Annotated in this window: 28 protein-coding genes and 1 pseudogene; 17 read left to right on the top strand and 12 right to left on the bottom strand. The window is 35.6% G+C overall.

The genetic code is table 11. The annotated features are described in order from the left end of the window. Window positions 1-2: 2 nt before the first annotated feature. The 4 genes from BZ25_RS03095 to BZ25_RS03080 all read right to left on the bottom strand — a co-directional run bounded on the left by BZ25_RS03095 (window position 3) and on the right by BZ25_RS03080 (window position 4615). The gene (locus tag BZ25_RS03095; RefSeq protein WP_121567373.1) at window positions 3-1211 is read right to left on the bottom strand and encodes an ABC transporter ATP-binding protein; all 1209 of its coding nucleotides are present in this window, start codon (window positions 1209-1211) and stop codon (window positions 3-5) included. Continuing rightward, window positions 1211-2236: an ABC transporter ATP-binding protein gene (locus BZ25_RS03090; protein ID WP_370038177.1), complete on the bottom strand. Its 1026-nt coding sequence runs from the start codon at window positions 2234-2236 to the stop codon at window positions 1211-1213. Before BZ25_RS03090 ends, BZ25_RS03095 begins: the two co-directional genes overlap by 1 nt. 227 nt (window positions 2237-2463) lie before the next feature. Then, window positions 2464-3699 carry a replication-associated recombination protein A gene (locus BZ25_RS03085; RefSeq protein WP_121567371.1) on the bottom strand — a complete coding sequence of 412 codons (1236 nt, stop codon included), beginning with the start codon at window positions 3697-3699 and terminating at the stop codon, window positions 2464-2466. Next, the gene (locus BZ25_RS03080) at window positions 3674-4615 is read right to left on the bottom strand and encodes an NAD-dependent epimerase/dehydratase family protein (protein ID WP_121567370.1); all 942 of its coding nucleotides are present in this window, start codon (window positions 4613-4615) and stop codon (window positions 3674-3676) included. The genes BZ25_RS03085 and BZ25_RS03080 overlap by 26 nt, the downstream gene beginning before the upstream one ends. A 580-nt stretch (window positions 4616-5195) precedes the next feature. On the opposite strand from BZ25_RS03080, the gene hflK reads away from it, so the two are divergent. The 11 genes from hflK to BZ25_RS03025 all read left to right on the top strand — a co-directional run bounded on the left by hflK (window position 5196) and on the right by BZ25_RS03025 (window position 16781). Further along, a complete protein-coding gene (gene hflK, locus BZ25_RS03075; protein WP_012209125.1) occupies window positions 5196-6191 on the top strand; it encodes an FtsH protease activity modulator HflK in 996 nt (331 codons plus the stop codon). Further along, window positions 6188-7048, top strand: a complete 861-nt coding sequence (gene hflC / locus BZ25_RS03070; protein ID WP_012209124.1) for a protease modulator HflC — start codon at window positions 6188-6190, stop codon at window positions 7046-7048. Before hflK ends, hflC begins: the two co-directional genes overlap by 4 nt. Before the next feature lie 2 nt (window positions 7049-7050). Continuing rightward, the gene (locus tag BZ25_RS03065; protein WP_121567369.1) at window positions 7051-8973 is read left to right on the top strand and encodes a hypothetical protein; all 1923 of its coding nucleotides are present in this window, start codon (window positions 7051-7053) and stop codon (window positions 8971-8973) included. Between the two features lie 317 nt (window positions 8974-9290). Continuing rightward, window positions 9291-9989, top strand: coding sequence for a tRNA1(Val) (adenine(37)-N6)-methyltransferase (locus BZ25_RS03060; RefSeq protein ID WP_121567368.1), 699 nt, complete (start codon window positions 9291-9293; stop codon window positions 9987-9989). Between the two features lie 155 nt (window positions 9990-10144). Next, window positions 10145-11137 (top strand): DNA-processing protein DprA, encoded by a 993-nt coding sequence (gene dprA / locus BZ25_RS03055; protein ID WP_158245245.1) that lies wholly within the window; start codon window positions 10145-10147, stop codon window positions 11135-11137. A gap of 112 nt (window positions 11138-11249) precedes the next feature. After that, a complete protein-coding gene (glgB, locus tag BZ25_RS03050) occupies window positions 11250-13436 on the top strand; it encodes a 1,4-alpha-glucan branching protein GlgB (RefSeq protein ID WP_121567366.1) in 2187 nt (728 codons plus the stop codon). Between the two features lie 416 nt (window positions 13437-13852). Next, entirely contained in the window at window positions 13853-14863 is a 1011-nt protein-coding gene (locus BZ25_RS03045; RefSeq protein ID WP_121567365.1) for a mannose-1-phosphate guanylyltransferase, read from the top strand. A gap of 34 nt (window positions 14864-14897) precedes the next feature. Further along, the gene (locus BZ25_RS03040) at window positions 14898-15170 is read left to right on the top strand and encodes a LysO family transporter (protein ID WP_121567364.1); all 273 of its coding nucleotides are present in this window, start codon (window positions 14898-14900) and stop codon (window positions 15168-15170) included. Beyond that, window positions 15167-15739 (top strand): lysine exporter LysO family protein, encoded by a 573-nt coding sequence (locus BZ25_RS03035; protein ID WP_121567363.1) that lies wholly within the window; start codon window positions 15167-15169, stop codon window positions 15737-15739. The genes BZ25_RS03040 and BZ25_RS03035 overlap by 4 nt, the downstream gene beginning before the upstream one ends. 100 nt (window positions 15740-15839) lie before the next feature. Next, complete coding sequence (locus BZ25_RS03030) at window positions 15840-16433, top strand: type IV toxin-antitoxin system AbiEi family antitoxin domain-containing protein (RefSeq protein ID WP_121567362.1); 594 nt, start codon at window positions 15840-15842, stop codon at window positions 16431-16433. Between the two features lie 126 nt (window positions 16434-16559). Beyond that, a complete protein-coding gene (locus BZ25_RS03025; protein ID WP_199676837.1) occupies window positions 16560-16781 on the top strand; it encodes a hypothetical protein in 222 nt (73 codons plus the stop codon). A 182-nt stretch (window positions 16782-16963) separates the two neighbouring features. Here BZ25_RS03025 and BZ25_RS03020 read toward each other — a convergent pair whose 3' ends face one another. Next, complete coding sequence (locus BZ25_RS03020; protein WP_199676836.1) at window positions 16964-17191, bottom strand: type II toxin-antitoxin system HicB family antitoxin; 228 nt, start codon at window positions 17189-17191, stop codon at window positions 16964-16966. A gap of 472 nt (window positions 17192-17663) precedes the next feature. On the opposite strand from BZ25_RS03020, the gene BZ25_RS03015 reads away from it, so the two are divergent. From BZ25_RS03015 to BZ25_RS03005, 3 genes are all read left to right on the top strand, one after another. Further along, entirely contained in the window at window positions 17664-17891 is a 228-nt protein-coding gene (locus tag BZ25_RS03015; protein ID WP_121567360.1) for a UPF0175 family protein, read from the top strand. Beyond that, window positions 17884-18270, top strand: coding sequence for a hypothetical protein (locus tag BZ25_RS03010; RefSeq protein WP_199676835.1), 387 nt, complete (start codon window positions 17884-17886; stop codon window positions 18268-18270). The genes BZ25_RS03015 and BZ25_RS03010 overlap by 8 nt, the downstream gene beginning before the upstream one ends. A gap of 168 nt (window positions 18271-18438) precedes the next feature. Beyond that, complete coding sequence (locus BZ25_RS03005) at window positions 18439-18969, top strand: NUDIX domain-containing protein (protein ID WP_121567359.1); 531 nt, start codon at window positions 18439-18441, stop codon at window positions 18967-18969. Between the two features lie 79 nt (window positions 18970-19048). On the opposite strand, the pseudogene BZ25_RS10650 reads toward BZ25_RS03005, so the two are convergent. The 5 genes and pseudogenes from BZ25_RS10650 to BZ25_RS02980 form a co-directional block, all read right to left on the bottom strand. Next, window positions 19049-19180: pseudogene (locus tag BZ25_RS10650) on the bottom strand (hypothetical protein); the annotation flags it as partial. A gap of 50 nt (window positions 19181-19230) precedes the next feature. After that, window positions 19231-19416 carry a hypothetical protein gene (locus tag BZ25_RS02995; RefSeq protein WP_121567357.1) on the bottom strand — a complete coding sequence of 62 codons (186 nt, stop codon included), beginning with the start codon at window positions 19414-19416 and terminating at the stop codon, window positions 19231-19233. Next, window positions 19416-19625, bottom strand: coding sequence for a hypothetical protein (locus BZ25_RS02990; protein ID WP_121567356.1), 210 nt, complete (start codon window positions 19623-19625; stop codon window positions 19416-19418). Before BZ25_RS02990 ends, BZ25_RS02995 begins: the two co-directional genes overlap by 1 nt. After that, on the bottom strand, window positions 19622-20953 hold the full coding sequence (gene iscB / locus BZ25_RS02985) for an RNA-guided endonuclease IscB (RefSeq protein ID WP_121567355.1): 1332 nt from the start codon (window positions 20951-20953) through the stop codon (window positions 19622-19624). Before iscB ends, BZ25_RS02990 begins: the two co-directional genes overlap by 4 nt. Before the next feature lie 211 nt (window positions 20954-21164). Continuing rightward, a complete protein-coding gene (locus BZ25_RS02980) occupies window positions 21165-21587 on the bottom strand; it encodes a Panacea domain-containing protein (RefSeq protein ID WP_121567354.1) in 423 nt (140 codons plus the stop codon). A 412-nt stretch (window positions 21588-21999) separates the two neighbouring features. Here BZ25_RS02980 and BZ25_RS02975 point away from each other — a divergent pair, with 412 nt between their 5' ends. From BZ25_RS02975 to BZ25_RS02965, 3 genes are all read left to right on the top strand, one after another. Then, on the top strand, window positions 22000-22452 hold the full coding sequence (locus tag BZ25_RS02975; RefSeq protein ID WP_121567353.1) for a nucleotidyltransferase domain-containing protein: 453 nt from the start codon (window positions 22000-22002) through the stop codon (window positions 22450-22452). A 3-nt stretch (window positions 22453-22455) separates the two neighbouring features. Beyond that, window positions 22456-22881 (top strand): DUF86 domain-containing protein, encoded by a 426-nt coding sequence (locus tag BZ25_RS02970; RefSeq protein WP_121567352.1) that lies wholly within the window; start codon window positions 22456-22458, stop codon window positions 22879-22881. 329 nt (window positions 22882-23210) lie between these two features. Further along, window positions 23211-24089, top strand: coding sequence for a DegV family protein (locus tag BZ25_RS02965; protein ID WP_121567351.1), 879 nt, complete (start codon window positions 23211-23213; stop codon window positions 24087-24089). 45 nt (window positions 24090-24134) lie between these two features. Here BZ25_RS02965 and BZ25_RS02960 read toward each other — a convergent pair whose 3' ends face one another. Further along, window positions 24135-25586, bottom strand: coding sequence for a lipopolysaccharide biosynthesis protein (locus BZ25_RS02960; protein WP_121567350.1), 1452 nt, complete (start codon window positions 25584-25586; stop codon window positions 24135-24137). Beyond that, complete coding sequence (locus BZ25_RS02955; RefSeq protein WP_233552352.1) at window positions 25579-26784, bottom strand: glycosyltransferase; 1206 nt, start codon at window positions 26782-26784, stop codon at window positions 25579-25581. The genes BZ25_RS02960 and BZ25_RS02955 overlap by 8 nt, the downstream gene beginning before the upstream one ends. Window positions 26785-26815 lie beyond the last annotated feature (31 nt).

Genomic DNA, 26815 nt, shown 5'->3' with positions numbered 1-26815 from the left:
AGTTATTTTACCAACTTACCCTCTTTTTCTTGTGATAAACCTCTATCTCTATCCTCTTTGTATAAGAAACAAGCAACATAATGGTTTTCGTTTATTTTATAGTATTCAGGGTAATCTTTTTTACATATATCCATAGCGTAGGGACATCTTGGGTTGAAAAAGCATCCCTTAGGCCTATTAACTGGACTTGGTACTTGACCTTTAACCAAAAACTTTTTTCTATCTCTTCGTTTTCTTGGATCTGGAAGAGGAGCGGCATTTAGCAAAGCTTGTGAATATGGATGTAACGTTCTATCGAATATTTCTGAACCGTCTCCAAACTCAACTAATCTTCCAAGGTACATAACACCAACATGGTTTGAAATAAACCTAACAACCCCTAAATCATGAGAAATAAAGAGATATCCAACGTTGAACTCACTCTGTAAAGTCTTTAAAAGATTGATTATCTGTGCCTGTACTGAAACATCTAACGCAGAAGTAGGTTCATCCAAGATAATCAACTTTGGGTCTAAAATAATCGCACGTGCTACGGCAATCCTCTGTCTTTGCCCACCAGAAAATTGATGAGGATATCTGTCAGCATGGTAAGGTTTCAAACCGACTTTTTTCAACATATCAAGGGCGATATTTTTTGCCTCTATTTTATTTTTTGCCATCTTGTGAAACAACAGTGGTTCAATCAACGTCTGTCCTACAGTCATTCTTGGATTCAAAGAAGATGTAGGATCCTGAAACACTATTTGAACATTTCTTCTAAAATCCGCTCTTTTTCTATCAATATCTTTAAACATATAATCAAAAAATTTTTCTTTTCCATTATCGTAGTAATATTGTATATACTTTCTCTCTTCTTCTTCAAGATTTTCAAGAACCTTCTCTTTGCTCCCTAACTCTTTTTCTAGTTCATGAGCGTATTCGATGTATTCCCTTTCCAAATACTTTGCTCCAGCTCTTTTATTCATAAAATAATGAGAAGTTTCTTCTCCGTTTAAAAAAATCTTCCCCGAAGTAGGATCTTCCAATCTCAAAATCGTTTTACCAATCGTGGTCTTTCCACAACCTGACTCTCCAACCAATCCATAAGTTTCATTTATATCTAAGTCCAAATTGACCCCATCCACTGCTTTAATGTATCCGACCGTTCTATCTATCAAAAACCCCTGTTTAATTGGAAAATACTTTTTCAGATTACGGATTTTTAAAAGCATCAAAGAGCCTCCTTCTTATCAATCACATCGTCATAATGAACAGGAGTAGTATCAGATATAGGATTAAAACATCTTATGTAATGATTTTCTTCAACTTCTGTTAACTCGGGCCATTCTTTCCTACACTTATCAGTGGCATATGGACATCTTGGCAAAAAAGGACACAATGGTGGAGGATCCAGCATAACAGGAGGTTGACCTTTTATCGGGTTCAATAGATCCACCTTTATATCGTGCCTTGGTATACAGGAAAGCAGAGCATGGGTATATGGATGCCTAGGTTTTTCAAAAAGTGTATAAATATCTGTCATTTCCATCTGTGTTCCACCATACATTACGATAACCTTATCGGCAACCTCAGCAATTACAGAGAGGTCATGAGTTATGTATATCATTCCCATATCATACTCTTTTTGCAAATCTTTCATCAACTCTAAAATTTGGGCTTGAATAGTAACATCCAAAGCGGTGGTAGGTTCATCGGCGATTAAAATTTCTGGATTGCAAGAAAGCCCTATTGCTATTACTACCCTTTGCCTTTGACCACCTGAAAACTGAAAGGGATAGTCATCGATCCTTTCAGCTGGGTTGGCAATCCCTACATCATCTAAAAGTTTTATAGCCCTTTCCCTTGCTTCTTCTATGGACACATTTTGGTGAAAAACAATAGTTTCAATCATTTGATCAGCTATTGTAAACATTGGGTTCAAAGAAGACATTGGATCCTGAAAGACCATTCCTATATGTTTTCCTCTTATCCTTGTAAAATCTTTCTGTTTTAATTTTGCCAGATCAACGAACTCTTCCTTACCGTCTTTACTGAATTCGTTTGTTTTAAATAATATCTGACTCTCTTTGGTAATGTAACCAGGGCTTTTAATCATCCCCATTACAGACTTCATGGCTACACTTTTTCCCGATCCTGTTTCACCAACGATTCCTAAAGTTTCATTTTTACTCAAAGTGAAAGAAAGTTGATTAACAGCTTTAACCGTTCCTTCAGCTACGGGAAAGTGGGTACTCATGTTTCTAACGTCTAAGATGATATCATTCAATATATTCACCTCATAGCATAATTAATCTTTAATTCTATTTCATATTATAATAAATATTAACCTTGATTGTCAAGTAGAAAAAAACTAATTAACAATAGTCTACAGAATTTATTGCAGATTATTCCCGAATAATGAAAAAAATTTCAATAATGCTAACTTATCTAAATTTTTGTGCAAAAAGTTTCATGACTCGTTGTTCAATAATTCTTCTTATCTTTCCAGAGATCTTTTAATCGTTCTTTTATGCGTTTTTCAATACCGATTTCCTTTGGCGTGAAAAATTGGGTACTTTCAAAACCTTCTGGCATGTAACTTTCTCTAACGAAACCTCCGTAATCGTGAGGATACTTGTACCCTTCTCCAAAGCCTTGTTTTTCCATTCTTTTATTCAAAGGATTTATCAATTTAGGGGGAATCTCGAAATTATTTTGGCTTATAAACTCTTTGGCTTTAGCGTAGGCTAGGTATGCTGAATTGGATTTTGGCGATGAACACAGATAAATTGTAGCTTCAGATAACGGAAGGTAACATTCGGGGTAACCAACATGTTCAGTAGCTATCATAGCTGATACGGCTATATTTAAGGCGTTAGGATCAGCCAAACCAACATCCTCGGCAGATAAAATAACCATCCTTCTTGCTATATACATCGGGTCCTCACCGCTTTCAAGCATATAAGCAAGGTATAACAAAGCCGCATCCACATCGCTACCCCTCATACTTTTTATATATGCAGAAATGAAGCTGTATTTTGCGTTTTTATCGTAAGTTAGCCGATATCCGGTAAAATCTTTCAGAAATTCTAAATCAATTGAATTTATCCCAGCTTCATTTGCAGTCTCTATTAGATTCATTATCCTTCGGATATCATTTCCAGCATATTCTATGAGTACTTTACGTGCGTCTTTTGTAATTTTTAAATCTTTGTAATAATCCTCTATTTGTTGGAATAATTTTTCATAATCGTCAGTAATCAGTTCTTTAGTTTTAAAAACTAATACCCTCGATAACAAAGCGGGGTTGACACTAATAGCCGGATTTTCTGTTGTCGCCCCTATAAGAGTTAATTCTCCCGTTTCAACACTTAAAAGTAAGGTATCTTGCTCGGCTTTATTCAATCGATGTATTTCGTCGACAAATAATAATTTAGGTTTTGTAAAAAGATTATTTTTTTGCTCTATTATATCCTTTATTTTTTTCTTTCCTTCTATTGCACCTGAAATAGAAAAAACATCGTAATAATCTTTAATCTCGTTTATTAAAGCCCTTACAATCGTAGACTTACCACTTCCAGGTTCCCCATATATAATGAATGACCTAACCCTTTTATTCTTTATCCAGGTTTTAAGAATTTCTTTCAACTTTTCGTTACCCAATACCTCGTCAACCTTTTTTGGTCTAATTATCTCATAAAGAGGTTGTGTACCACTCAATAGTGTTTTCCACCCCTTTTTCTAAATCGTAATTAGGCTCCCATCCTAAAATACTTTTTGCCTTCGCATTCGAAAGTAAGCTTATCTTCACATCCCCATCTCTTTCTGGCTTATAAACTGGGGCATTCTCATACCCTGTTTTCCTTTTCATCACTTCAAAAAGCTCGTTTACAGTTGTCTTCTTATTGGTTGAGATATTTATCGTCTCTTTATCAGCTTTATTTATTGATAAAAAGTCGGCTTCAACGACATCAAAAACATGTACAAAATCTCGTACCTGTTCTCCATCACCGTAAATAACTATTTCTTTTTTCTCAACCATATTTTGTGTAAAGATTGCAACTACCCCGGCTTCTCCTTTTGGAGTTTGTTTGGGACCATATACGTTCGCATATCTCAATATAGTGTAATTCAGATCATATTGGAGTGAATAAAATTCGATGTATTTTTCGCAAGCAAGTTTTGAAATGGCATACGGACTAATAGGATGTGGACAATAATCTTCTGAAGTGGGAATAGGAGCGTTATCACCGTAAATAGCCCCGCCTGTAGAAGAAAATATGAACTTTTTTATGCCGTACTTAACGGATAATTTTAACAAATTCAAAGTACCCATCACATTGATTTCTGCGTCCCAGTTTGGGTCTTTAACAGAATCGGGAACAGAGATCTGCGCCGCCAAATGAAAAACATAATCGAAATTGTGGGTTTCAAATATTTTCTCCAAAACATTATAATCTCTAATATCTTGTTGATAAAAAAGAGCCAAAGGTGACAAGAATTCTACGTTTCCTGTGGAAAGATTATCGATAACAACTACGGAATGGCCTTCTTTCATCAATCTATCAACTAAGTTTGAACCTATGAAACCTGCACCTCCAGTAACGAGGATTCGATATTTGTTTTTATCAACCATATTTTTTACCTCCTAACATTAAGGGGCAAGCCCCTTAAGAACCCCAAAACCTAATTTTGTTTTAATAAATTTTTTTGCACAAGGCTGCAAAAGGGCAAACCCCTTAAGAACCCCAAAACCTAATTTTGTTTTAATAAATTTTTTGCACAAGGCTGCAAAAGGGCAAGCCCCTTAAGAACCCCAAAACCTAATTTTTTTTTTTAATAAATTTTTTTGCACAAGGCTGCAAAAGGGCAAGCCCCTTAAGAACCCCAAAACCTAATTTTGTTTTAATAAATTTTTTTGCACAAGGCTGCAAAAAACATTGTTTGCACAGTGACGCAAACAGGGCTTTGCCCTGTAACCCTCTCAAAGTCTTATTTAGCGCCCCTCCGCCCCGCAGCCCGCCCATAAGGAAAGAAGTTGGTGGCTTTGCCCTGTGACCTTGTGTTATATTTATTATAACACTCTATAACCTCAAATGTATTTTTGAAATTTAAATAGATTATAGTAAAAAATCTGCAAACATATGCGACTTTTATGTTATAATTAATTTTAGGCCTTTTGAGCCTTCCTAAATTTTTAAAAGAGGTGAGTAATTTTGGCTGAATATGAAATCTTCAATCCCAACGAAGAATTTAACGACGAAGGTAACAATCATGAAGGTCACAGATGGCGCAATATAATCATTATTGCCGTTATCATAGCGATTGGTATTTACCTTTTAACCGGTGTTTATCAGGTAGGACCTTCTGAAGTAGCATTAGTCAAAACGTTCGGTGAATACAAATCCACCGCAGGACCAGGCTTACACATTCATCTACCCTACCCTATTCAATCGCATGTTATAGTGGATGTAAGAACAATAAATAAAGTTGAACTAGGCTTTAGAACTACCAGCACCGGAAGAACCCCCACATACAGCACATACACTGATGAAGCAGAGATGATCACTGGAGATCAAAATATAATTAGCATAGAAGCGGTGGTTCAGTATAGGGTAAACGATCCTGTAGCATATGCCTTCAATGTAATTCAGGGGTACGACTTAGTTAAATCTACCTCTGAAAGCGTACTTAGAGAACGTGTTGCTCTGTCAGATTTAGAAAATGTCTTGACTACAGAGAGAGATCAAATAGCCATGGAAACAGCTGAAAGAGTTCAGTCCATACTGGACAGTTACAACTCCGGTATTCTCATACAAAACGTTTATCTCCAAGCAGTAACCCCACCAGAACCTGTGGTTCCTGCTTTCGATGATGTGAACAACGCACGTCAAGACCAACAAACAGCAATAAACGAAGCTCAAAGGTACGGCAATGACATCATTCCAAGAGCCGAAGGAGAAGCCCAAAGAATCTTAAACGATGCACAAGCTTACGCATATGAACAAGTTGCAAAGGCAACAGGAGAAGCGGAAAGGTTCAAAGCTTTACTGGAAGAATACCAAAACTCAGAAGACATTACTAGAAAAAGGTTAATATTAGACTCTGTACAACAAATGATTAAAAATTCAAAGATACAAGTAGTATCTGAAGAAGGAAACACCTTGAACTTCTTGGATTTAAGCGAAATTATTGGTGGTGATACACTTTGAAAAATACAACGCTATGGGCAGTAGTTATAATCGTAGCTTTTTTTGTAATTCTATTTAGTTTTACGGCTTTCTACATCGTTGATCAAACTCAACAGGCAATAGTACTTAGATTTGGGAATATTATAAGCATAAAAACAGAACCAGGGATTTATGTAAAAACTCCTTTTATAGACAACGTAGTAAAATTGGAGAAAAGAATCATGATCTATGACATACCTGTGGAAAGAGTAATAACTTCCGACAGAAGAACTATTTTAGCCGATACATATGCAATTTGGAGGATAGAAGATCCTCAAAAGTTCATTGAAACACTGAGGACCGTAGAAGTTGCGAAGACAAGAATCGACGACATAGTTTATTCACATGCAAGAGATGTTATAGGAAATTACACATTCCCTGAGGTTCTTTCAATAGAAAGGCTGGCAATCTTGGAGGAAATTAAAAATCGCAGTGAGGCATCGCTCGAAGATTTTGGAATAAATGTAGTAGACGTAAGGCTCAAAAGAACCGATCTTCCTCAAGAGAACACCGAAGCTGTATACGAAAGAATGAAAAGTGAAAGATACGCTATGGCTGCTCAATTAAGAGCTGAAGGAGAAAAAGAAGCCCAAAGAATGAAAGCGGAAGCAGATAGAGAAGCAAGTAGAATTAGGTCAGATGCCCAAAGAGAAGCTGATATCATAAGAGGAACAGGTGAGGCAAGTGCAATAAACATTTACTCAGAAGCCTATTCCTTGGATCAAGATTTCTTTGAACTCCAAAAAATAACAGACATTTACAAAGACTCTTTCAACAACAGCGTATTAGTAATCCCGAACGATTCACCTTTACTTGAACTTTTCTATGAGGTGGAATAGTCTTGAAGCTAGTTTCTAAGATGTTGTTATTCTCGATGTTAATAATATTACTCTTTGGTTGCCAATATGATGGTAAGTCAAACATTAAATTTGAAATCGAAATTCCAACTAAAATTTCCCCCAATATCCCATTAAAAATAAAAACAAATTTTAACTATGAAGATGTAGAAATAATTATAGACGGTGAGGAGATTCTTCCTTCCTATGTTATAAGTGAGGAGGAAACTTCTTCCTCTATCCTTACGGATGAAGAAGACACTCCCTCCTCTATCCTTATCGGTGAAGGGGAAAACCCTTCCTCTATCCTTATCGGTGAAGGGGAAACCCCTTCCTCTTCCTTCCTTATGGGTGGGGAGCGGGGCGAAGGGGCGCTAACAGAGAACCTTTTCCTCACGGGTGGGGAGCGGGGCGAAGGGGCGCTATACGACATCAGCGACGGCCCTCACAAAATCAACATCAAATTTTTAGATGACAAAAACAGAATTATCACCGAATATGCCACAAACATAACTTTTGATTCCACTCCACCAAAACCATCATATCTCAACCAAGAACTATCGGCAGGTAATTTAAATTTAGAATACAAAGTAGATGAAGAAGACTTTTCTACAGTCTCCTTATACTACAACGAAACAGAATTAGCCTCTTCAACTTCGTCACAAGACAGTTTCTCAATAAAAATTACCAAAGATTCCGGAATTACAAATTACGTTCTACGGTTCAAAGATGATGTCGAAAACACTTACGATCACAAGATCGAAATAGATACGGATATTGACAAACCCCCAGTTATAAATTCAGATATTATAAAGGTTGACCTTTTTTCAGAACTTGATATGGAGATTTCTGACGACTGGGATGATAATTTTTTGGTTCTCATAGACGACGGAAACGAGGTTAAATACCCATCAGACTTGTTACTACACCCAACAACCAATGCAACCATGATTGTTTTTGACTCAAACAAAAATAAAACCGAAAAATTTGTGAATTTTAATGTTGACGATCAAATCCCTACCCCACCTGAAATTACGGCAAGACTAATCTCTGAAGACATGGATTACATATCCTGGCGATATGATCCCAACTATCAAAATTACGTTGTTGAAAGATATGATGAAATATTGGGATGGCAAAAAGCTTTTGAATTAAAAAACACGTTCATTGAAAACCCAAATTATGATATTATTTTTGTAAGAAAAGTTACCAACAATGGAACATACGGGTTACCTTCAGATCCGGTAATCACTCTCTCAGAGGCTCTTGTTCCATATGCCTCAGGTACGATAAACAAAGTAGAAAAAAACCTCTTCTTACCACAAATTAACACGCCCTTTGTTATAGCTTCTGATATACTAATACCAGAAGGGAGAACATTCTTGGTAGAATCTGGAAACCAAATCAGATTATATAACGGAGCGACCGTGGTTGTTGAAGGGCTAATGTTTTTAATGCCAGGATTTGATAAAACTCATATATTTGGAGAAGGGGAAATAGCGCTCAACGGTGGAACCATAGTCGCTTATGACACAGACTTTGAAAACATAAAATTTACAGGTAAAGGAAAATTATTATTTCTTAAAAACTCAACCCTTGATAATTACAGCTCAATTGACACACAAAGTATAAGAAGAATTTGCATTTACGACTCATCCATATCCGACTACGTTAAAATAACAAACTCATCGGGTGTTTATATCGATAATACCTATTTAAAAGAAATATCGTTAAATAACGTGGCAGAATCATTATTCAAAAGCTCGACAATAGACCTTTTCAACTCATCTATAAACAGCAGAACAATAATGGAAACTTCTACTATAAAATTAATGAACATTGAAACATTCTCATTCATGAACAGCATTGATTCAAAAATAGAAAGACTAAATATAGGAGAATATTCAATATTTCTACAACGAAATTAAAAGGCGGACTCAGCAGGGCTAGAGACCACAGGTCCTTTCCTTAATGATGGAGAAGATGGATGTAAAGGACCGGAGGTCCTTCCTTAGATGGGTGGGCTGCGGGGCGAAGGGGCGCAAATAAAGACTAAGCGCAGCTTACAAAAAAAGATCGTCTCCCAAAAATAAGAGAGGGTCACAGGGCGAAGCCCTTTTGCCGTTTTATGCAAAAAGCTTTTAAGTTTGCTGCATGGTGCAAACGATGTTTTTAAATGATTTTGACCTTGATTTGGGGTTTTTAAGGGGAACCCCCTTAACGTACTGTGAAAGGGCGCTAACACATGGACACAACCAACAAAATTCATCAAATAGACCAAATTTACAGATCACTAAAACTAAAAACACCCAACAAACATCATCTCCCAACACATGCAAGCGTACTATTATTAGCCACTCATCCAGCAAAAGACAATTCGACCATCGTTGAACTCGGAAGTGGCATAGGGCACGTCAGTCTCGTAATTGGGAAAATGCTAACAAACAGCAAAATCATTGGGATAGAAATACAAAAAGATCTATATGAATACTCCTTACAAAACAAAGAAATAAACGAAATAAACAACGTAGAATTCCTCAATACAGAAGTAAAAAACGTCAAAAACCATTTTGACGCAGAATCTGTAGACTATATAATTTCAAATCCTCCACACTACTTTGATGGATTAAAAAGTCAAATCAGCGATAGAAAAATCGCCAGATCAGCGGAAGACCTAAAAGTATTAGAAGATTTCATCTATGCTTCAAAATATCTTTTAAAAAACAAAGGACTAGGCTGTTTTATAATTCATCCTTACGTTCTTTCAGACGTATTAATAATCTTAGAAAAAAATAATTTAGAACCTCAACACATATATATCGCCTACGGGAACAAAGAAAAAGATGCCCAACTAATCTCGTTGACATTCAGAAAAAACGGAGGTAGAAATCTGCTCATTCACCCTCCAATCTTCCTCTCAGAATGGGGCGCGGAGCGGGGCTAAGAGAAAAAGACCTCTTTTCCTTATGGGTGGGCTGCGGGGCGAAGGGGCGCAAATAAAGACTAAGTGCGGCTTACAAAAAAACAATAAAAATCATTCCACAAAAACAAGAAATTGATTCTAGAGGGAACCAGGGAGGAAGGAGGCTTTCACAATCATTGAACATACTAGACATCATAACCCTCAAAGAAGTATATAAAAAATCCAACAAAGAGCTCTTAGAATACACAGAAACAGACACATCACCCACACTATTCAAAGAAGAATTCGAAGAAAACAAAAGAAAAATAGTCCAAAGCTTGGATAAGATAAAAGATTTAGGCATAATCACTTACTGGGATGAAGAATATCCAGATCTATTAAAAAACATCAACGACCCTCCAGTAATTCTTTACTATTTCGGTGATCCATCGCTTTTAAAAAGCAAAACCGTCTCCATTGTTGGTACAAGAAAAGTCACAGACTACGGAAAATCTATATGCATTGAAATCGCCAAAGCCCTGAGCAGCTACACAGTAGTAAGCGGAATGGCATATGGAATCGACTCGATAGCCCAAAGAAACGCTAAAAAAACGATCGCCGTTCTCGGGAACGGGATAGACATAATATATCCAAAATCTAACGAATCACTCTACAACAAAATAAAAGAAGAAGGGCTAATAATATCAGAATATTTTCCAGGTACCAGGGCAACAAAGTACACATTCCCGTACAGGAACCGCATAATTGCAGCTCTATCAGAAAAAACCATAGTCGTTGAAGCTGCTAAAAAAAGTGGATCATTGATAACCGCAAGATACGCACTCGATTATGGAAGAGAAGTATTAGCCGTACCAGGGGATATAACAAGGTTAAATTCATACGGTACTAATTATCTAATCTACTCTGGCGCCACCCCCATAATATCTATACAACATCTCAAAGAGTTATTTGGAATAACCAACCTAGAAGTAGAAAACTACAATGAAAATCCTGAAGAAATGGAGTTAAAAGAAAAAATACTAAAACTAATAAACGAAGGGAAAAATAACTTAGACTCAATATGTGAAACCTTAAAAGAAGACGTCTCTACAATATTATCCACTATAATGCAACTAGAAATAGATGGGAAACTCTCCCAAGAAAACGGCACCTACTTTACGATAAATTAATAAAAACCTTCCCTATGGGTGGACTGCTGGAGAAAGGAGCTATCAAAGAACCTTTTCCTTATGGGTGGGGAGCGGGGTGAAAGGGCGCTAATAAAAAAGGAGGTGGCAACACATGCCTATACTAACAGAAAAGGAAATAAATATGCTTGTTAACGCCGAGTGTCACGATCCATTCATCTATTTAGGCCTAAGAGAACTAGACAAAGAAAACTTAGTCATAAGGGTGCTTCAACCTTTTGCAAAAGAAGCATATTTAATTTCCAAAAACACCACTGTAAAACTCGATAAAATCCACGAAGCTGGTCTCTTTGAAAAAAAGATTCCAGGCTCTCAAATATTTGAATACGAAATAAAGTGCACAGATTACAACAGCCATACTTGGACTTACAAAGATCCATACTCTTTTTTGCCAGTCATTTCTGAATACGACAGATATCTCTTCAACGAAGGAAACCATTACAAGATATACGAAAAATTAGGCGCACACCCCATGAAAATAAACGGAATCGAAGGCGTTTTATTCTCAACGTGGGCACCAAACGCCAAAAGAGTCAGTGTGGTTGGAAATTTTAACAATTGGGATGGAAGAATTCATCAAATGAGAGTTTTAGGTCAATCTGGAATATGGGAAATCTTCATTCCCGATGTTGTTGAAGGAGACTTATACAAATTTGAAATCAAAACTCAAAATGGAGACATCTTGCTAAAAACAGACCCTTATGGAACTTACTTTGAAGTAAGACCCAAAACAGCCGCCATTGTATACGATATACATAACAAGCACACATGGAACGATTCCAAATGGATGGAAGAAAGAAAAACTAAAAATTTGATAAAAGAACCAATGTCAATCTATGAAGTCCACTTGGGATCTTGGGCAAAAAAAGAAGAAAATCAATTTCTAAATTATAGGGAACTAGCGGAAAAACTTTCAGAATACCTTAAAGAAAACCATTTTACCCACATAGAACTATTACCTGTAAGCGAACACCCCTTAGACATCTCATGGGGTTACCAGGTAACAGGTTACTATGCTCCAACAAGCAGGTTTGGAAAACCGGAAGATTTTATGTACTTTGTTGATAAAATGCATCAAGAAGATATAGGCGTTATCGTTGATTGGGTACCTGGCCACTTTCCAAAAGATGGACATGCGCTAGGAAGGTTCGATGGCACAGCCCTTTATGAACACCTTGACAGCAGATTAGGCGAACATAAAGACTGGGGAACTTACATATTCAATTACGGAAGAAACGAAGTCAAAAACTTCCTATTGGCAAACGCTTTATTTTGGTTGGACAAATACCACATCGACGGATTAAGGGTAGACGCCGTAGCTTCAATGTTATACTTAGACTACAGCAGACAAGATGGAGAATGGATTCCCAACAAATACGGCGGAAGAGAAAATCTTGAAGCCGTTGATTTCATCAAGCACCTTAACACGGTTACCTATCAATACTTTCCAGGAATTGTAACCATTGCTGAAGAATCTACAGCATTTCCCGGAGTAACCACCCCGGTTCATGCTGGAGGTTTAGGCTTTGCATTCAAGTGGAACATGGGCTGGATGAACGACACATTAAGATACTTTAGCAAAGACCCAATATTTAGAAGATACCATCAAAACGACCTCACATTTTCCCTAGTATACGCTTTTTCCGAAAACTTTATCTTATCCATTTCTCATGACGAAGTCGTACATGGCAAAAGGTCCCTTTTGGAAAAAATGCCAGGTGATGATTGGCAAAAATTCGCCAACTTAAGGCTCTTTTACTCCTACATGTATGCCCATCCTGGCAAAAATTTACTCTTTATGGGAAGTGAAATAGCCCAAAGAAAAGAATGGGACTGCTCTAACAGTTTAGACTGGCACCTATTACAATACGAACCTCACAAAAAAACACAACTATTTTTAAAAGACTTAAATATACTGTACAAAAATCATCCCGCATTATTTGAAATTGATCACCGTTATGAAGGCTTCGAATGGATAGACTTCAACGATGCGGACAACAGTGTAATATCTTTTATAAGAAAATCAGAAAATGAAGATGAAATTATCGTCTGCGTCTTCAATTTCACACCAGTGCCAAGGGATAACTATAGAATAGGCGTACCAAAAAAAGGCGTATACCAAGAAATACTCAACACAGACTGGACACAATACTACGGAAGTGGAGTCGACAATCCAAAAGAAGTATACTCTCAAGACATACCCATGCATGGAAGAGAACAATCCATAATACTCACACTACCACCTCTAGGTGGTCTATATTTCAAATTCCTAATAAAATAAAGGCCCCTTCCTTATGAACGGAATGGTTCATATTCCTTTCCTCCTTGCTAAAACGGGCGGGGAGCCGGGATAGGGGCTAAAAAAGAACCTTTTCCTTATGGGTGGGCTGCGGGGCGAAGGGGCGCAAATAACCACTAAGCGCAGCTCACAAAAAACGCTCCACTTTTAAAAAGGTTACAGGGCGAAGCCCTCCACCCCCCGGGTCTAAGGGGCCGTAGGCCCCTCTTCCACATGGGTGGGCTGCGGGGCGAAGGGGCGCAAATAACCACTAAGCGCAGCTCACAAAAAACGCTCTACCTTTAAAAGGGTTACAGGGCGAAGCCCTCCACCCCCCCCCGGGTTTAAGGGACCGCAGGTCCCTTTCCGAAAAAGGGTGGGGAGCGGGGGAAGGGCGCTATCACAAAGGGAGGTTAGTTATGAAGGCAATAATCCTTGCAGGAGGCTCAGGAGAAAGATTCTGGCCTCTATCAAACTCAAAAACACCAAAACAATTCCTAAAACTTTTCTCAGACAAAACCCTCATAAGAGAAGCCTATGAAAGAATGAGCTACAAAATGGAACCCAAAGACATCTTTATCATCACATCAGAAAAATATCAACAATTAACGATGAAAGAAATCCCAGAAATACCCAAAGAAAACATCATCTTAGAACCAATTCCAAGAAACACCGCACCAGCCTGCATGATAGGAACTCTAACAGCCCAAGATGACGAAATAGTAACAATACTCCCTGCCGACCATTACATACCTGACAAATCAAAATTTTGGGACACTCTATCAAAGGCAATACAAGGCGCCCAAGAATTCAACGGACTATTCACTTTCGGAATAACACCAACCAGGCCAGAAACTGGTTACGGTTATATAGAAGCAGGAAAACCAATAAGCAACTCTACTTACAAAGTCAATTCATTCAAAGAAAAACCAGACCCTGAAACAGCTAAAACCTTTCTATCAAAAGGCAACTTCTATTGGAACAGCGGGATCTTTGTATGGAAAAAAAGCACATTCTTAGAACAAATGAAAAAACATTCTTCTGACATTTATAACAAACTCATAAACATCTCTCCATGGGACACAGAGAGCTTAAGAAAAATCATGCCCACTATCGAAAAAATAAGCATCGATTACGCCCTATTAGAGCGATCTGATAAAGTCTATGTAGTAAAAGCCGATTTTACATGGTCTGATGTAGGGCACTGGGTATCTGTAAGGGAACTGCAAGGATACTCAGACAACGACGAAAATGTTGAAGTCATAAATGGGAAAAATGTGTTCGTTAAATCCGATAAATTTGTAGGAATAGTTGGATTATCAAATATTATAGTGGTTGAAGGAGAAAACGGTATCTTAATCACAAAAGAAGAAAACTCACAAGACGTAAGAAAAATATCTGAAAAGCTGAAAAAAATGGGGAAATTTTAAAAATTATAAAGGCAGGGTGTGAGGTGGATCCATTATGATGGTGGGAATACTTATAGCTTTTTCAATTGGCCTTTTCTTAGGATTAAAAGGCCAACTTAAATGGTTGAAAAAAATCAAACCTGTTCTATGGTCAACGGTTTTGTTACTCTTTTTCATGGGTTATGAAATTGGCAACGATGACGTCTTGATTTTTCAAATTAAAGAAATTGGAATCACAGCTTTATACATAGCTGTTTTTTCCATTATTGGAAGCGTTCTTTTCACTTCCATTTACGAAAAGTTCTTTAAAAAGGAGAAAACTAAATGATATTGCTATTATCTGCAGTCGTTGCTGGAATAATATCTGGTATCTATTTTAACTTTAATATCCCTAGCAATTTAACAACTATTTTATTAATGTTTTTAGTTTTTAGTGTTGGGGTTGATATTGGCAGTGAAGAAAAGATTCTCTCAAAATTAAAAGTCAACATGAAAAATATACTCTTTCAATCAATTTTAACCATATTAGGAAGTCTTATCTTTGGATCATTAGCAATATTTTTCACGAATTTAAATTTAAAAGAATCACTAGGCGCATCTGCAGGATTCGGTTGGTATTCACTTTCAGGCGTAATGATCAGCAATCTCTACTCTCCTGTTCTAGGAGCAATTTCTTTCACTGCAAATGTAATTAGAGAAATTTTAGCGATAGTTTTAATTCCTTTAGTTGCTAAATGGTCACCTTTAGGAGCAGCATCAATTGGAGGAGCCACTTCAATGGACACCATGCTTGGAGTAATATCAAAAAGCACTGATAAAGAAACTACTCTAATAGCCTTTGGACAAGGAGTAATACTTTCTCTTTCCGTCCCTATTCTTATAACAATTATCTTTTAAAATAATTATGATTTTTGATTATTATCTTATAGATCACCAAAACTCGACTTTTACACATTAATAGTGTATAATTATAGTGTACTTGTAAAGAGGTGATCATATGAATTATATTGAAAAATTACAAAAATTAATAAATAAAAAAGATGGGATAATAACTACAAAAGAGGTTGTTGAATTAGGAATCCCAAGACAATATCTAAATATTTTTATAGAAAAAAATATTCTCGAAAGATTAGAAAGGGGTACATACATTACTCCAGGAACATTTGAAGATGAAATGTATATATTACAAAAAAAATTTCAAAAAATAGTCTTTTCCCATGAAACAGCACTATATTTACATAATTTAACAGATAGAGACCCAATAAATTACTCAGTAACTCTCCCTCAGGGTTATAACCTTAAAAATCTAGAAAAATATAATGTAAACATACATTGGACAAAAAAAGAAAACTATGATCTCGGACTAACAAAATCAAAAACCAATTTTGGAAGAGAAATAAAAGTATATGATAAAGAGAGAACAATATGTGATATTGTCAAAAACAGAAACAATATGGATAAAGATTTATTCAAAAATTCATTAAAAGCTTATATATCTAACAAAGATAAAAACCTAAACAAATTAATAGAATACTCAAAAAAACTAAAAATTGAAAAAGTGTTGAGAAAATACTTGGAGATGATCTTATGAAAAATCTAATGCAATTAAAAAGCTTAATAAGAAATTTATCAAAAGAAAAAAACCTTAATCCACAAATAGTTTTAAGAATCTATGCACTTACTAAACGAAAAGTGTACCAGAAATAAGGTGATACGAATGGCAAAGATAGGAGCCTCACTATTTGAAGAAGGCGTGGAAAAAGGTGAAAGGAAAGGTGAAAGAGAAGTAATCATAGAAATTCTAAACCAAAGGTTTGGAGAAGCTTTTGATAAAAGATTAGAAGAAAATATCAGAAAAGCAAACGAAGAAACTATCAACCAAATAAAGAAGAACATTCTTAATATTACTTTAGAAGAACTAAAAGAAATATTGAAATAATTTTTGAAAAGGCGCCCTTCGTGGGCGTTTTTCAATTAAAAATTGTTGCTAGTTTTAATGAACATTTGCTATTGCTAACTACTTGTCGTTTAGTAAGTGCATTTAACCCTATTTAACACAAAACCTTGCTTTTCAAAAACTTTGATAACTTGTTGAGGGGAAAGGTTTGGTAGTTTCGACATCTAAATTTCCACCGTTAATGTATACTCCATAGTTTCTTCTTCAGTAGGTATCTCTTCACCGTGTTCTTGCAAGCTTTCTATATATAATTGAATAGCCTCTTTTGCCATTTTTATTGCTTCTTCTATTGTATCTCCGTATGTAACACATCCTGGAAGAAGAGGGACTATAACGGTATAACCTCCTTCAGCTTCTTTTTTGAGTAAAATTCTATAACTTAGAATTTTCATAATTTCACCTCATTTTCGCTCATTCTACTATTAGATTATATCATATATATGTTCATAGAAATAAAAGAAGTGCTCAGCCAAAAGAATCAAAGATATGATAACATTTGTTTGCAGCATTGTGCAAACAAAGATCTTTAAAAAAAGAGATTTTTGATTTGGGGAGTTTGAGGGGGGTACCCCCTCAAAGAATCGAATTATGATCTAAAGCGTGTAGGGTGAGCTGCGGACAAAACTTTTTCCTCTTTCCTCACGGGTGGGGAGCGGGGTGAAAGAGCGCTAATAAAGAACCTTTTCCTTACGGGTGGGCAGCGGGGTGAAAGGGCGCTAATAAAGATCCTTTTCCTCACGGGTGGGGAGCGGGGGAAGGGCGCTATAAAACTTGTTATACGTGAGCTATATGATAAGATAACACACCTTCAAAAACATATGGTATAATTAAATCGAACAAACCAAAGGCAAGAGGAGTGTTTTTATGAAAACCATATCTATAAATCTTCCAGATTTTATCGATTTAAATGAAAAAGAAATCAAATTGTTGATAGCCTCAAAATTATATGAAGAAGGTAAGTTATCTTTAGGAGAAGCTGCACAACTAGCAGAACTTTCTAAAAAAGCTTTTATTGAAATATTAGGTCGTTTTGATATCTCACTATTTAATTACAACGCTGAAGAATTACGAAATGATGTAAAAAATGCCTAATTACATATCTGACACAAGTTGTCTAATTGTTTTAGACAACATTGATATGCTGATCATTCTAAAAGAGCTTTATGGAATTAGAAAACGAAATTTTAAAATACGAGAACTAGTTTCCCTGAATATCTCAAAAATTGAGGTGCCAAAAATGTTTAACACATTAGAAGAGATAGCAAAAAGAGACAGAGAAAAAGCTAAAGTGGAAGGAAAACTTGAAGGAGAAAGAGAATTAATCATAAAAATTCTAAGTCAAAGATTTGGAGAAGCTTTTGATAAAAAATTAGAAGAAAAGATCAGAAAAGCAAACGAAGAAATTATAAACCAAATAAAGAAAAACATTCTAAGTATTACATTAGACGAACTGAAAGAAATATTGAAATAATGGTAGAAGGGCGAAACCATCCCTCTTTCCTTAATGGTTGGGAAATAGGGATCAAAGTGGTCACAGGTTACTTCCTAAAAAGGGCGGGCTACGGGGCTAAAGGGCGCGAGACATGAAGTTTTAGCGTTTTAAAAAACACCAAAATCAAAATATAGGAGCTTAACTATTATGGATTTAATAGAAAAAGAACTATCAAAAGAAGTGATCTTTAGAGGGAAAATCTTAAGCTTAGAAAAATACAATGTTGAATTACCAAACAAAGACATATCAACCAGGGAGGTTGTCAACCATACTGGGGGAGTTGCAATATTGCCAATAGATAATGAAGGAAATATCTACCTTGTTAAACAATACAGATTCCCAATAAGAAAAGTATTAGTGGAAATCCCTGCCGGAAAGTTTGATTCACCTAATGAAGATCCTTTGGAATGTGGTAAAAGGGAGTTAGCGGAAGAAATAGGAAAGCAAGCAAACAAATGGATTGAATTAGGATACATATATACAACCCCGGGTTTTTTAGCGGGAAAAGTATATTTATATCTAGCAAAAGAATTAACTGAAGTAGGAGTAAATCCAGATGATGGCGAGTTTGTTGAAGTCTTAAAGGTAACTACAGAAGAAATGAAAGAGATGATAAAAAAAGGTGAAATTACCGATTCGAAAAGTATTTGCGCTTTCTACAAGTATTTGCTCATTTAGTAAACTTAAAATTTTATCAGTTGTAGATTCTTGAAAAATTTCTAGATATCTGTGTAGATTGGACGAAGCCCTTTCCCCGTCACATATCCAGGATATAAGCTAATCTTTTTTTAACTTGTATACTATCATCATGATTCAAAACAAAATCGAATTTATCCAAAAAAATTTTGTCAATAGTGAATACTTGTGCACAATCAATTATAGAATCTTTTTTTAACTTTTTATATTTTGATTTCTCTAACTTATAATGATGAAAATACTTTAGTCTATTTTTTTTTCATCCCAATTTTTTTGAAATTTAAAAGAAGTAATTGGAACAATATTCACGATAGGAAACTTTGGGCCCATATCTCTAGTTATAACCAAAACCATATGTATATCTTTTATTGTAAATTTTGATGGTTCAGTATGCTTTGTTAAGTCTAGAGAATAAATTTCACCAAACATCAAAATTCACTGCTATCAAAAAAATCTTTGTTTAAATCATAGAAAACTTCATAAACTTCTAAATCATCATAATTTTCAGGAGCATAGAATTCTCTTTCAGCTTCTTGAGAGTATTTTTTGGCTCTTTTATATGAATTTTCTGCTTTAAGAAATACAACGGAAATTCTCTCCAATTCATTGGAGAGATGTAAGGTGTTTTCATCATTCATACTACACACAACCCTTTTCGAAACATGTATGGTTCAACAGTTTCGATTTTAACTGATTTAGAAAGTTCGGCAAGAATGATACGCTCTCCACGACAATGTACACCCTTGACAGTGTACTTTCTTCCTTCGTATATAACTAAATCTTTAGGCTGATAGAAATATCGTTTTTTACGAATGCTTCTTCTACCTTTAGATACTTTCTTGCCTCGATACTTTTTAAGGTTCTCTGTATTGTAGTTCTTATTACGCGTAGTTCTGCCATTAAACAACTCTTGCCCTTTCTTAGTCGAACCATCTCTTGTATCTATATACTTTGCATCGTAGAAATATTCAAGTGAACGATTGTTTCTTCTGATTTGTTCAAAGTATATAGGTTCTATTCTTCTTTGATTAGTTCCACCTGCAATACAAAATGCATCGTTATAATGAGTCTTGTCAAGGTTAAGGGCTATTCTTCTAACTTTAGTTATATAACCGTATGTGTACCCACAACCAAGCATATCTACTAGTTTCCATCTAACGGTTGTCATAAAGGTCGCTTCTTTTAATGGTTTTTGTACAGGTTCCATACCGTAGAGTTTACCACCTTTTAAGTGGTTTTTAGGATCATGGCATTTAGTACAAAGTGTGATTAAATTGCTTGGTCTATTGGTTCTATCGCCTTTCCAAAAGCCTATGTGATGTACTTCAAGTGGAACGTTACTCTTACCACATAATTGACAAGTGTAATTGTCTCTGTATAATATATATTCTCGAAGATTATAGAAATCTCGTTGTTCTCCTTGCTGATATTCTTTGCCTTTAATCTCTGGATTTTTAATCTTCTGAGTATCGAATTTAGCTACTTCGATTATTATATCTGTTATAGGAAGTATCTTCTTAATGAATTCTATAAATCTAATATGAGTATCTAACTTATGTTTAATGGATGGCGCTAACCATCCTTCCTTGAACCCCTTTCGGGGCGTTTCTTTTCTAGAAGATACTCTGTTGTCAAACTTTGGTTCTCTATACCTTAATCTACTTCGTCTGATTCTGCGATACATAACCTTTTCTTTGATAAGCTCACTTATATCATCCCTAAGCTCAACTTCGCCTGATAATAATTCTTCTTTTCCTGTTACAGCAGAAAAACCTATGTACTTGTGACCGCTATCTATACCAAGCGTTATAGGTTGAGTGTAATGTGTTGTGTCATAGGTCAGTTGTATAGTAAACGGTTTGTTTCTAACAACTTTTGCTTTACCTTCTCTAAGTAAATGTTTAACTTTACCGTGCCTTTTAGTAGGCATTAAAGGTGTTTCGTCTTTAGAAAGTACATATACCATTCTTAGATCTCCTTTCGGAAATAAATCCGCTATATAGCGGTAGGTCCACATCGCCAATGTTATATCGGGTTTGTTGTCAGCAACACTTCTCCTACCCCTCAGAGATGTTTAATCACTGACCGCAGGGTCTGGAACTTGTGGAGCATTCCAGAGTGCCTATATATTCCGATATAACGTAGCCCCGTTAGCGTTAGCTAGTGGCTGAGGCTAATCAACTATGGCTTTTACAAGCCACCGTCTTTAGAGGTGGGTAGTTGACTAAGTTGTTAGACAATACATATCTGATAACTTCTAGCTCTTCTTTTTCAAAAAGATCTAAATCTGGTTCCACCATATTTTTTATCCTAGAAACAGTATAAATTTTATTTAATCCTAAAACTTCCTTTTTTCCCCTTCTTACCAATTTATTATTTTCCATTTCTTTGATAATTTCAGAATAGTTTTCGATAACAGGACCTCTCTGATATTTTATATAGTTATATCCCGTAATTGATTTTGAAAATTTCTCATAATATTCAAAATCGGTGAAGTATAACAACTTATTTAATTTTTTTATTCCGTCAAAATCCTTAAAATATGAAATATACAAAAGGATCAAATTAAACAACTTTGTTTTATTATCTATCGTTTTCATGTTTTTTCTCCTCCTTAATCATATTATATCAGAATTTCTTCAATTTCAAACCTTTTAGAAGTCAATTTTGTTCGGCTTACTCTTCCTTGGAATGGTGGGCAGGGAAGCAAAACTTTTTCCACTTACCTCAAACGGGTAAATTGAGGAGTAAAAGGGTAAAAAACTTTACTCTTATCGGAAAAAACAGAGTTTAAGGGGGCCACAGGTCCCTTCCTTAGATGGGTGGGCAGCGGGGCAAAGGGCGCTATAAAACTTATTATACAGAAGTATATGATAAGATAACGCACCTTCAAAATATGATATAATTAAATCAACGAAGAAAACAATCTACCCCTCTGGGCGGGGAAAGACAATTAATTTTAAAAGGGTCACAGGGCGATTTAAATACAAAAGAATTAAGCAGGTGAACAACATGGTTCAGAACAAATTAGAATTCATAAAAGATTTGTGTAAAAAATATAAAATAGGGTTAGTTTATTTGTTTGGCTCGCAGAAAGAAAAGGCTTATCAGTTACTAAAAGACAATGATGATAACAATATAAAAATAGATGATCCTCTCACAGACATAGATGTGGGAATAGTTTTTTTGTTTGATTTGGATAGTCTAAAGCAAAGATACAAGCTTTATGCCAGTATATACAATGAATTAGAAGAATTATTCAAACCTTACAAATTAGATCTGGTATTTTTGCAAGAAACTCATTCTGTATTCCAGACTGAAGCTTTAAAAGGCATATGTGTATATAGCGAATCAGAAAGTTTCAAAGATGAATACGAAATGATGATATTAAGGCGGGCTGCGGATTTTAAATATGTACTCGATTTATACACCAAGGAAGTATTAGAAAAGTACGAGGAGAAATAAAAGATGATAAATAAAGAGCTTATTAGAGATAGATTGATTCTTATCAATGACTATCTAATTCAATTAGAAATACTATCTCACTTATCAAAAGAAGAATTTCTACGAGATAGAAGAAACCCTGCAGCCGCTGAAAGCTTTCTCCGAAGGTCTTTAGAAGCAATCTTTGACATTGGAAGGCATATATTAGCTAAGACAGGGAGCATAGATATGTCCACGGAATATAAGGCTATTGCTTTGGGGCTTGGAGAAAAAGATATTATAAACAAGAATTTAAGCCAGAAATTAATTCAAATGGCGGGTTATCGGAATAGATTGGTCCATATGTATCACATGATCTCTGAAGAAGAGCTGTACGACATAATAACAGAAAATTTGGATGACATTAGACAATTCATTAAAAGTATAGAAAAATTCATCGAAAATAACTGATCAGATGGAGCCCTTTTCCTTATGGGCGGGGAGCGGGGTAAAAAGGAACAAATCCTTTTCCTTATGGTTTAAAAGCTGGGAAAGGGTGCAAATAAAAATCCTTTTCCTTATGGATGAAAAACAGGGTTTAAGGGACCGCAGGTCCCTCTTCCTTATGGGTGGGGAGCGGGGGAAGGGCACTAACAAAGAACCTTTCCACACGGGTGGGGAGCGGGGCGAAGGGGCGCTATAAAGCTCGTTTGCAAAAGTTATGTGATAAAGTGGTATATTTTTATTTGCAAATTGATATATAATTATAATTGAAAAAACTATTTAAGGGAGGATTTTTCATGCATAAAATAGCACAGATAGTTGATGCTGCAAGCAATTTACCATCAGAAATTCTTGAAAAATATAATATCGTAAAAATCCCTTTTTACATAACCTTTGATGAGAAAGAGTATCTTGTTCAAGGCAAAGATATATCCGAGGAAGAATTTTATAAGAAAATGGCTGAAAATCCAGACAAAGCTCCAAAAACTGCAGCACCAAATCCAGAAGATTGGTTCAACGCTTTTAAAGAAACATATGATAAAGGTTTCAAAGAGATAATAGTCACAACAATATCAAGCGATTTATCTGCAAGCTATCAAAATGCCAATATAGCAAAAAATGATTTTACCGAGAAATACCAAGACTCAAAAATAACCTTAATAGACACAAGAACCTGTACATGTGGTCAGGCTGCTTTGGAAATAAAAATCGCACAAATAATTAAAAGTGGGAAAAAATATTTTGAAGAAATCTCTAAAATAGCCAAAGAATCGATCAAAAAAACTAGTACAATATTCACTGTAAAAACCTTAAAATACATGAAAGCCGGTGGAAGAATAGGTGGCGCCACACAGTTCGTCGGTACTCTATTAAATATAAAACCGATAATGGAATTTGTGAATGGAGTAGTAAAACCGATAAAAGCAGTTAGATCAAGAAGAAAATCATTGGAAGAAATGGTTAATATAATTTCAGATAGAATAAAAGATCCTAAAAAAGCAATTATCTGTACAAGAAACGCCATGTGTAAAGAAGACGAAGAATACATGATAGAAAAACTCAAAGAAAAACTAAACTATGAAGGCAAAATATACTCAGGTACGTTGGGAGCAGTAATTGGAGCTCATTCTGGGCCTGGGGCAATAGGAATAGGCTTCACAGAATTAGAAGAATAAAACAAAAAGATGTAGGGCAGGCTGCGGGGTGAAGGGGCGCTAATTTCACCTACTAACTACCCTCTCCTTCACTTCCCTCATCAAATCAATCCCCAAACCGAACACATATTTCACCTGATCTCTATACACAAACATCACAACGATCAAACCCAAAACAGCAGACACAACTTGAAAAACCATATTAGAAGCAAAAGTGTTTATAAAAGCAACGATCACAAAAACAAACGTACTAATAAAAAATTTACCCAAATGGTAATTCACAGGGAACAAACTCCTAGATATAAACGTCCTCATACAAAAGAAAACTATATATGACACCCCTGTAGAAAATGCTGCCCCTTTGGCACCATATACAGGAACAAGCATCAAATTCCCAAACACGTTAACCCCTGCTGCCACACTTGCTATCAACATATGCCAATATGTTTTTTTCTTAAAATTGATACCAACAACCGTCGTTTCAGAAACAGTGTACATAATAGGCATCAAAATCAAAAAAGAGCTAATCCCAGCAGCCTGCCTATAAGAACTTTCTAAAAGCAAAAATATCACGTCTTTAAACACAACGATCAGCAATCCAAATACAAACATCGCAGCAGCAATAAACAAAGAAGCCTTCTCAAAAATCCCCTTGCTCTCAGGCTCTTTTTCATAACTTTCATAAGAAACGGGAGTCCAAAACATAGTAAACCCCGTTTGAATTAAATTCATCACCGCAACCACTTTGAAAGCAGCAGAATACAAACCTATCTCCGTAAAATCAGAATAATTTCTTAAAGCCAACCTATCTATCGACTGAAAAAGCCAAGTAATTAAAAAAGTAGGAACAAAAGGGAGCCCATATCTAACAATCGCTTTTATCGATTTAAAATCAACCTTGAACTTACCAAACCACAATTCTCTTTCAAAAAAGATTGCTAATAAAGCTGTAACTATATGAGAAAAAAACAGACCAACGATAACAGCATAAAAGCTTCTTGAAACAAATAAGGCGTATAAAATCGTAAAAACTGCATTTGTTACTCCGTTCACTACCCTCAACGTAGAAAAAGCGATACCTCTTTTTTTCATCCGAACAGCCAATGTGGAAAATCTCTCTAAAATTCCTATTAATATGGTAACCCCCAGCAGAAAAATCGGAAGAAAATGGTTATAATCTCCAAAAAGAATGAAAGACAGCTCTTCCCAAAAAATGCCAATGACAACAAAAACCGCAACGCCTATACTCAAACTCGGCAACAAAGAATCCCAAAGCAAATCCCTTCTCTTATCCTCAGGTCTTTCATAAAACATTCTAACAAAGCTCTGATCCGCTCCAAGAAGTGCAATGTTGAGAAGTAAATTGAAAGCTAAAGTGAACATCGATGCCTTACCAAACTCTTCTGGGATAATAAGCCAAGTGGTGATAGGGGTAGTGATGAAAGAAATCAATGCAGCTATCCACTGACCCATTGAAAATTGAAAAAAAGATTTGATAAATTCTCTTTCTTTAGGCATTACTTCCTCCAAATTTATTTAAGACTTCATTATAAACTTCTATTTCCTTTTCTACAGTATTCTTCCACGAAAATCCCAACGCCCTTTTTCTTAAATAACTTCCATCAATTGGATTTTCTAACAACTTCATAACCGATTGAGCGAACCTTTTCTCAAAGTCTTCTCCTTCCTCAACGACTACTCCTCCATCCCCAATTGCCTCAGGTATACCTCCGTTACTGCTACCAACAACAGCCACCCCACATCCCTGTGCTTCTATAACAACAGCTCCAAATCCCTCATTCCTACTTGGAAGTATCATTACATCCAAAGCATTCATATAATAAGGTACATCTTCATGAGAAACATTTCCAACAAATTTAACCTGCAAATTTCTTTTCTTACATTCTTTTACAATATCTTCTCTCAACTCACCATCTCCAACAACTAAAAACTCAATATCGTAGATTGAAGTTATATAAGAAAAAATATCGGGCAATTTATCTGCCCTTTTTACTTTCTTCAATCCACCCACAAACCCAACAACCTTTTTAGATAACCCCAATTCTTTTTTTATTTTTTCTTTATCCAAAGGTTTAAAGATATCTGGTTCAATCCCGTTGGGAATAACAACAGAATTCTCACCAGCATATCCAAATGATTTAGCTTTATTCAACAAGGCATTACTTACAAAAATAACCTTTGCAGCATTTTCCAAAACATCAATATACAATTCTTTTGCCTTAGGCATTTCTAAGTTTATATCACTACCATGGCAAGTAATTACATATGGAATATTTAGTTTTTGTGATAAAAGTTTGGCAACTAATCCGGCAGGTGGATTATACATTCCATGCGCGTGAATGATGTCGAATTCTCCGTATTTAACACCATCGAGCAATTCGCTTGTTACTTCATTAGACTTTTGAATTTGATAATTCTTCCTCAATACTTCCGAATATAAGATGTCTATTATATTTCTGCTATAATATTTATATTTGTATTTTATACCATTGACTTCAAAAAAAGAATCAATAAGGCTAGTTTTAGATAGAAACCTTTTTAAAAATATTATTCCGAAAGAATCCTTTGGATTGATACCATAAACATCAAAATCAATATCAAGGCTTTGAAGAATCTTAAGCCTATTTGTTATGAACCCTCCACGTGAGGGATTATAAGGATAAGGGAACAAATCACATATGTACAGTACTTTCACAATTATATCAACTCCATTTTTGAACAACACA

Source organism: Petrotoga sp. Shatin.DS.tank11.9.2.9.3, from assembly GCF_003665005.1.
Lineage (GTDB): Bacteria > Thermotogota > Thermotogae > Petrotogales > Petrotogaceae > Petrotoga > Petrotoga mobilis.
This window is presented reverse-complemented; position numbering and strand designations above follow the sequence as displayed.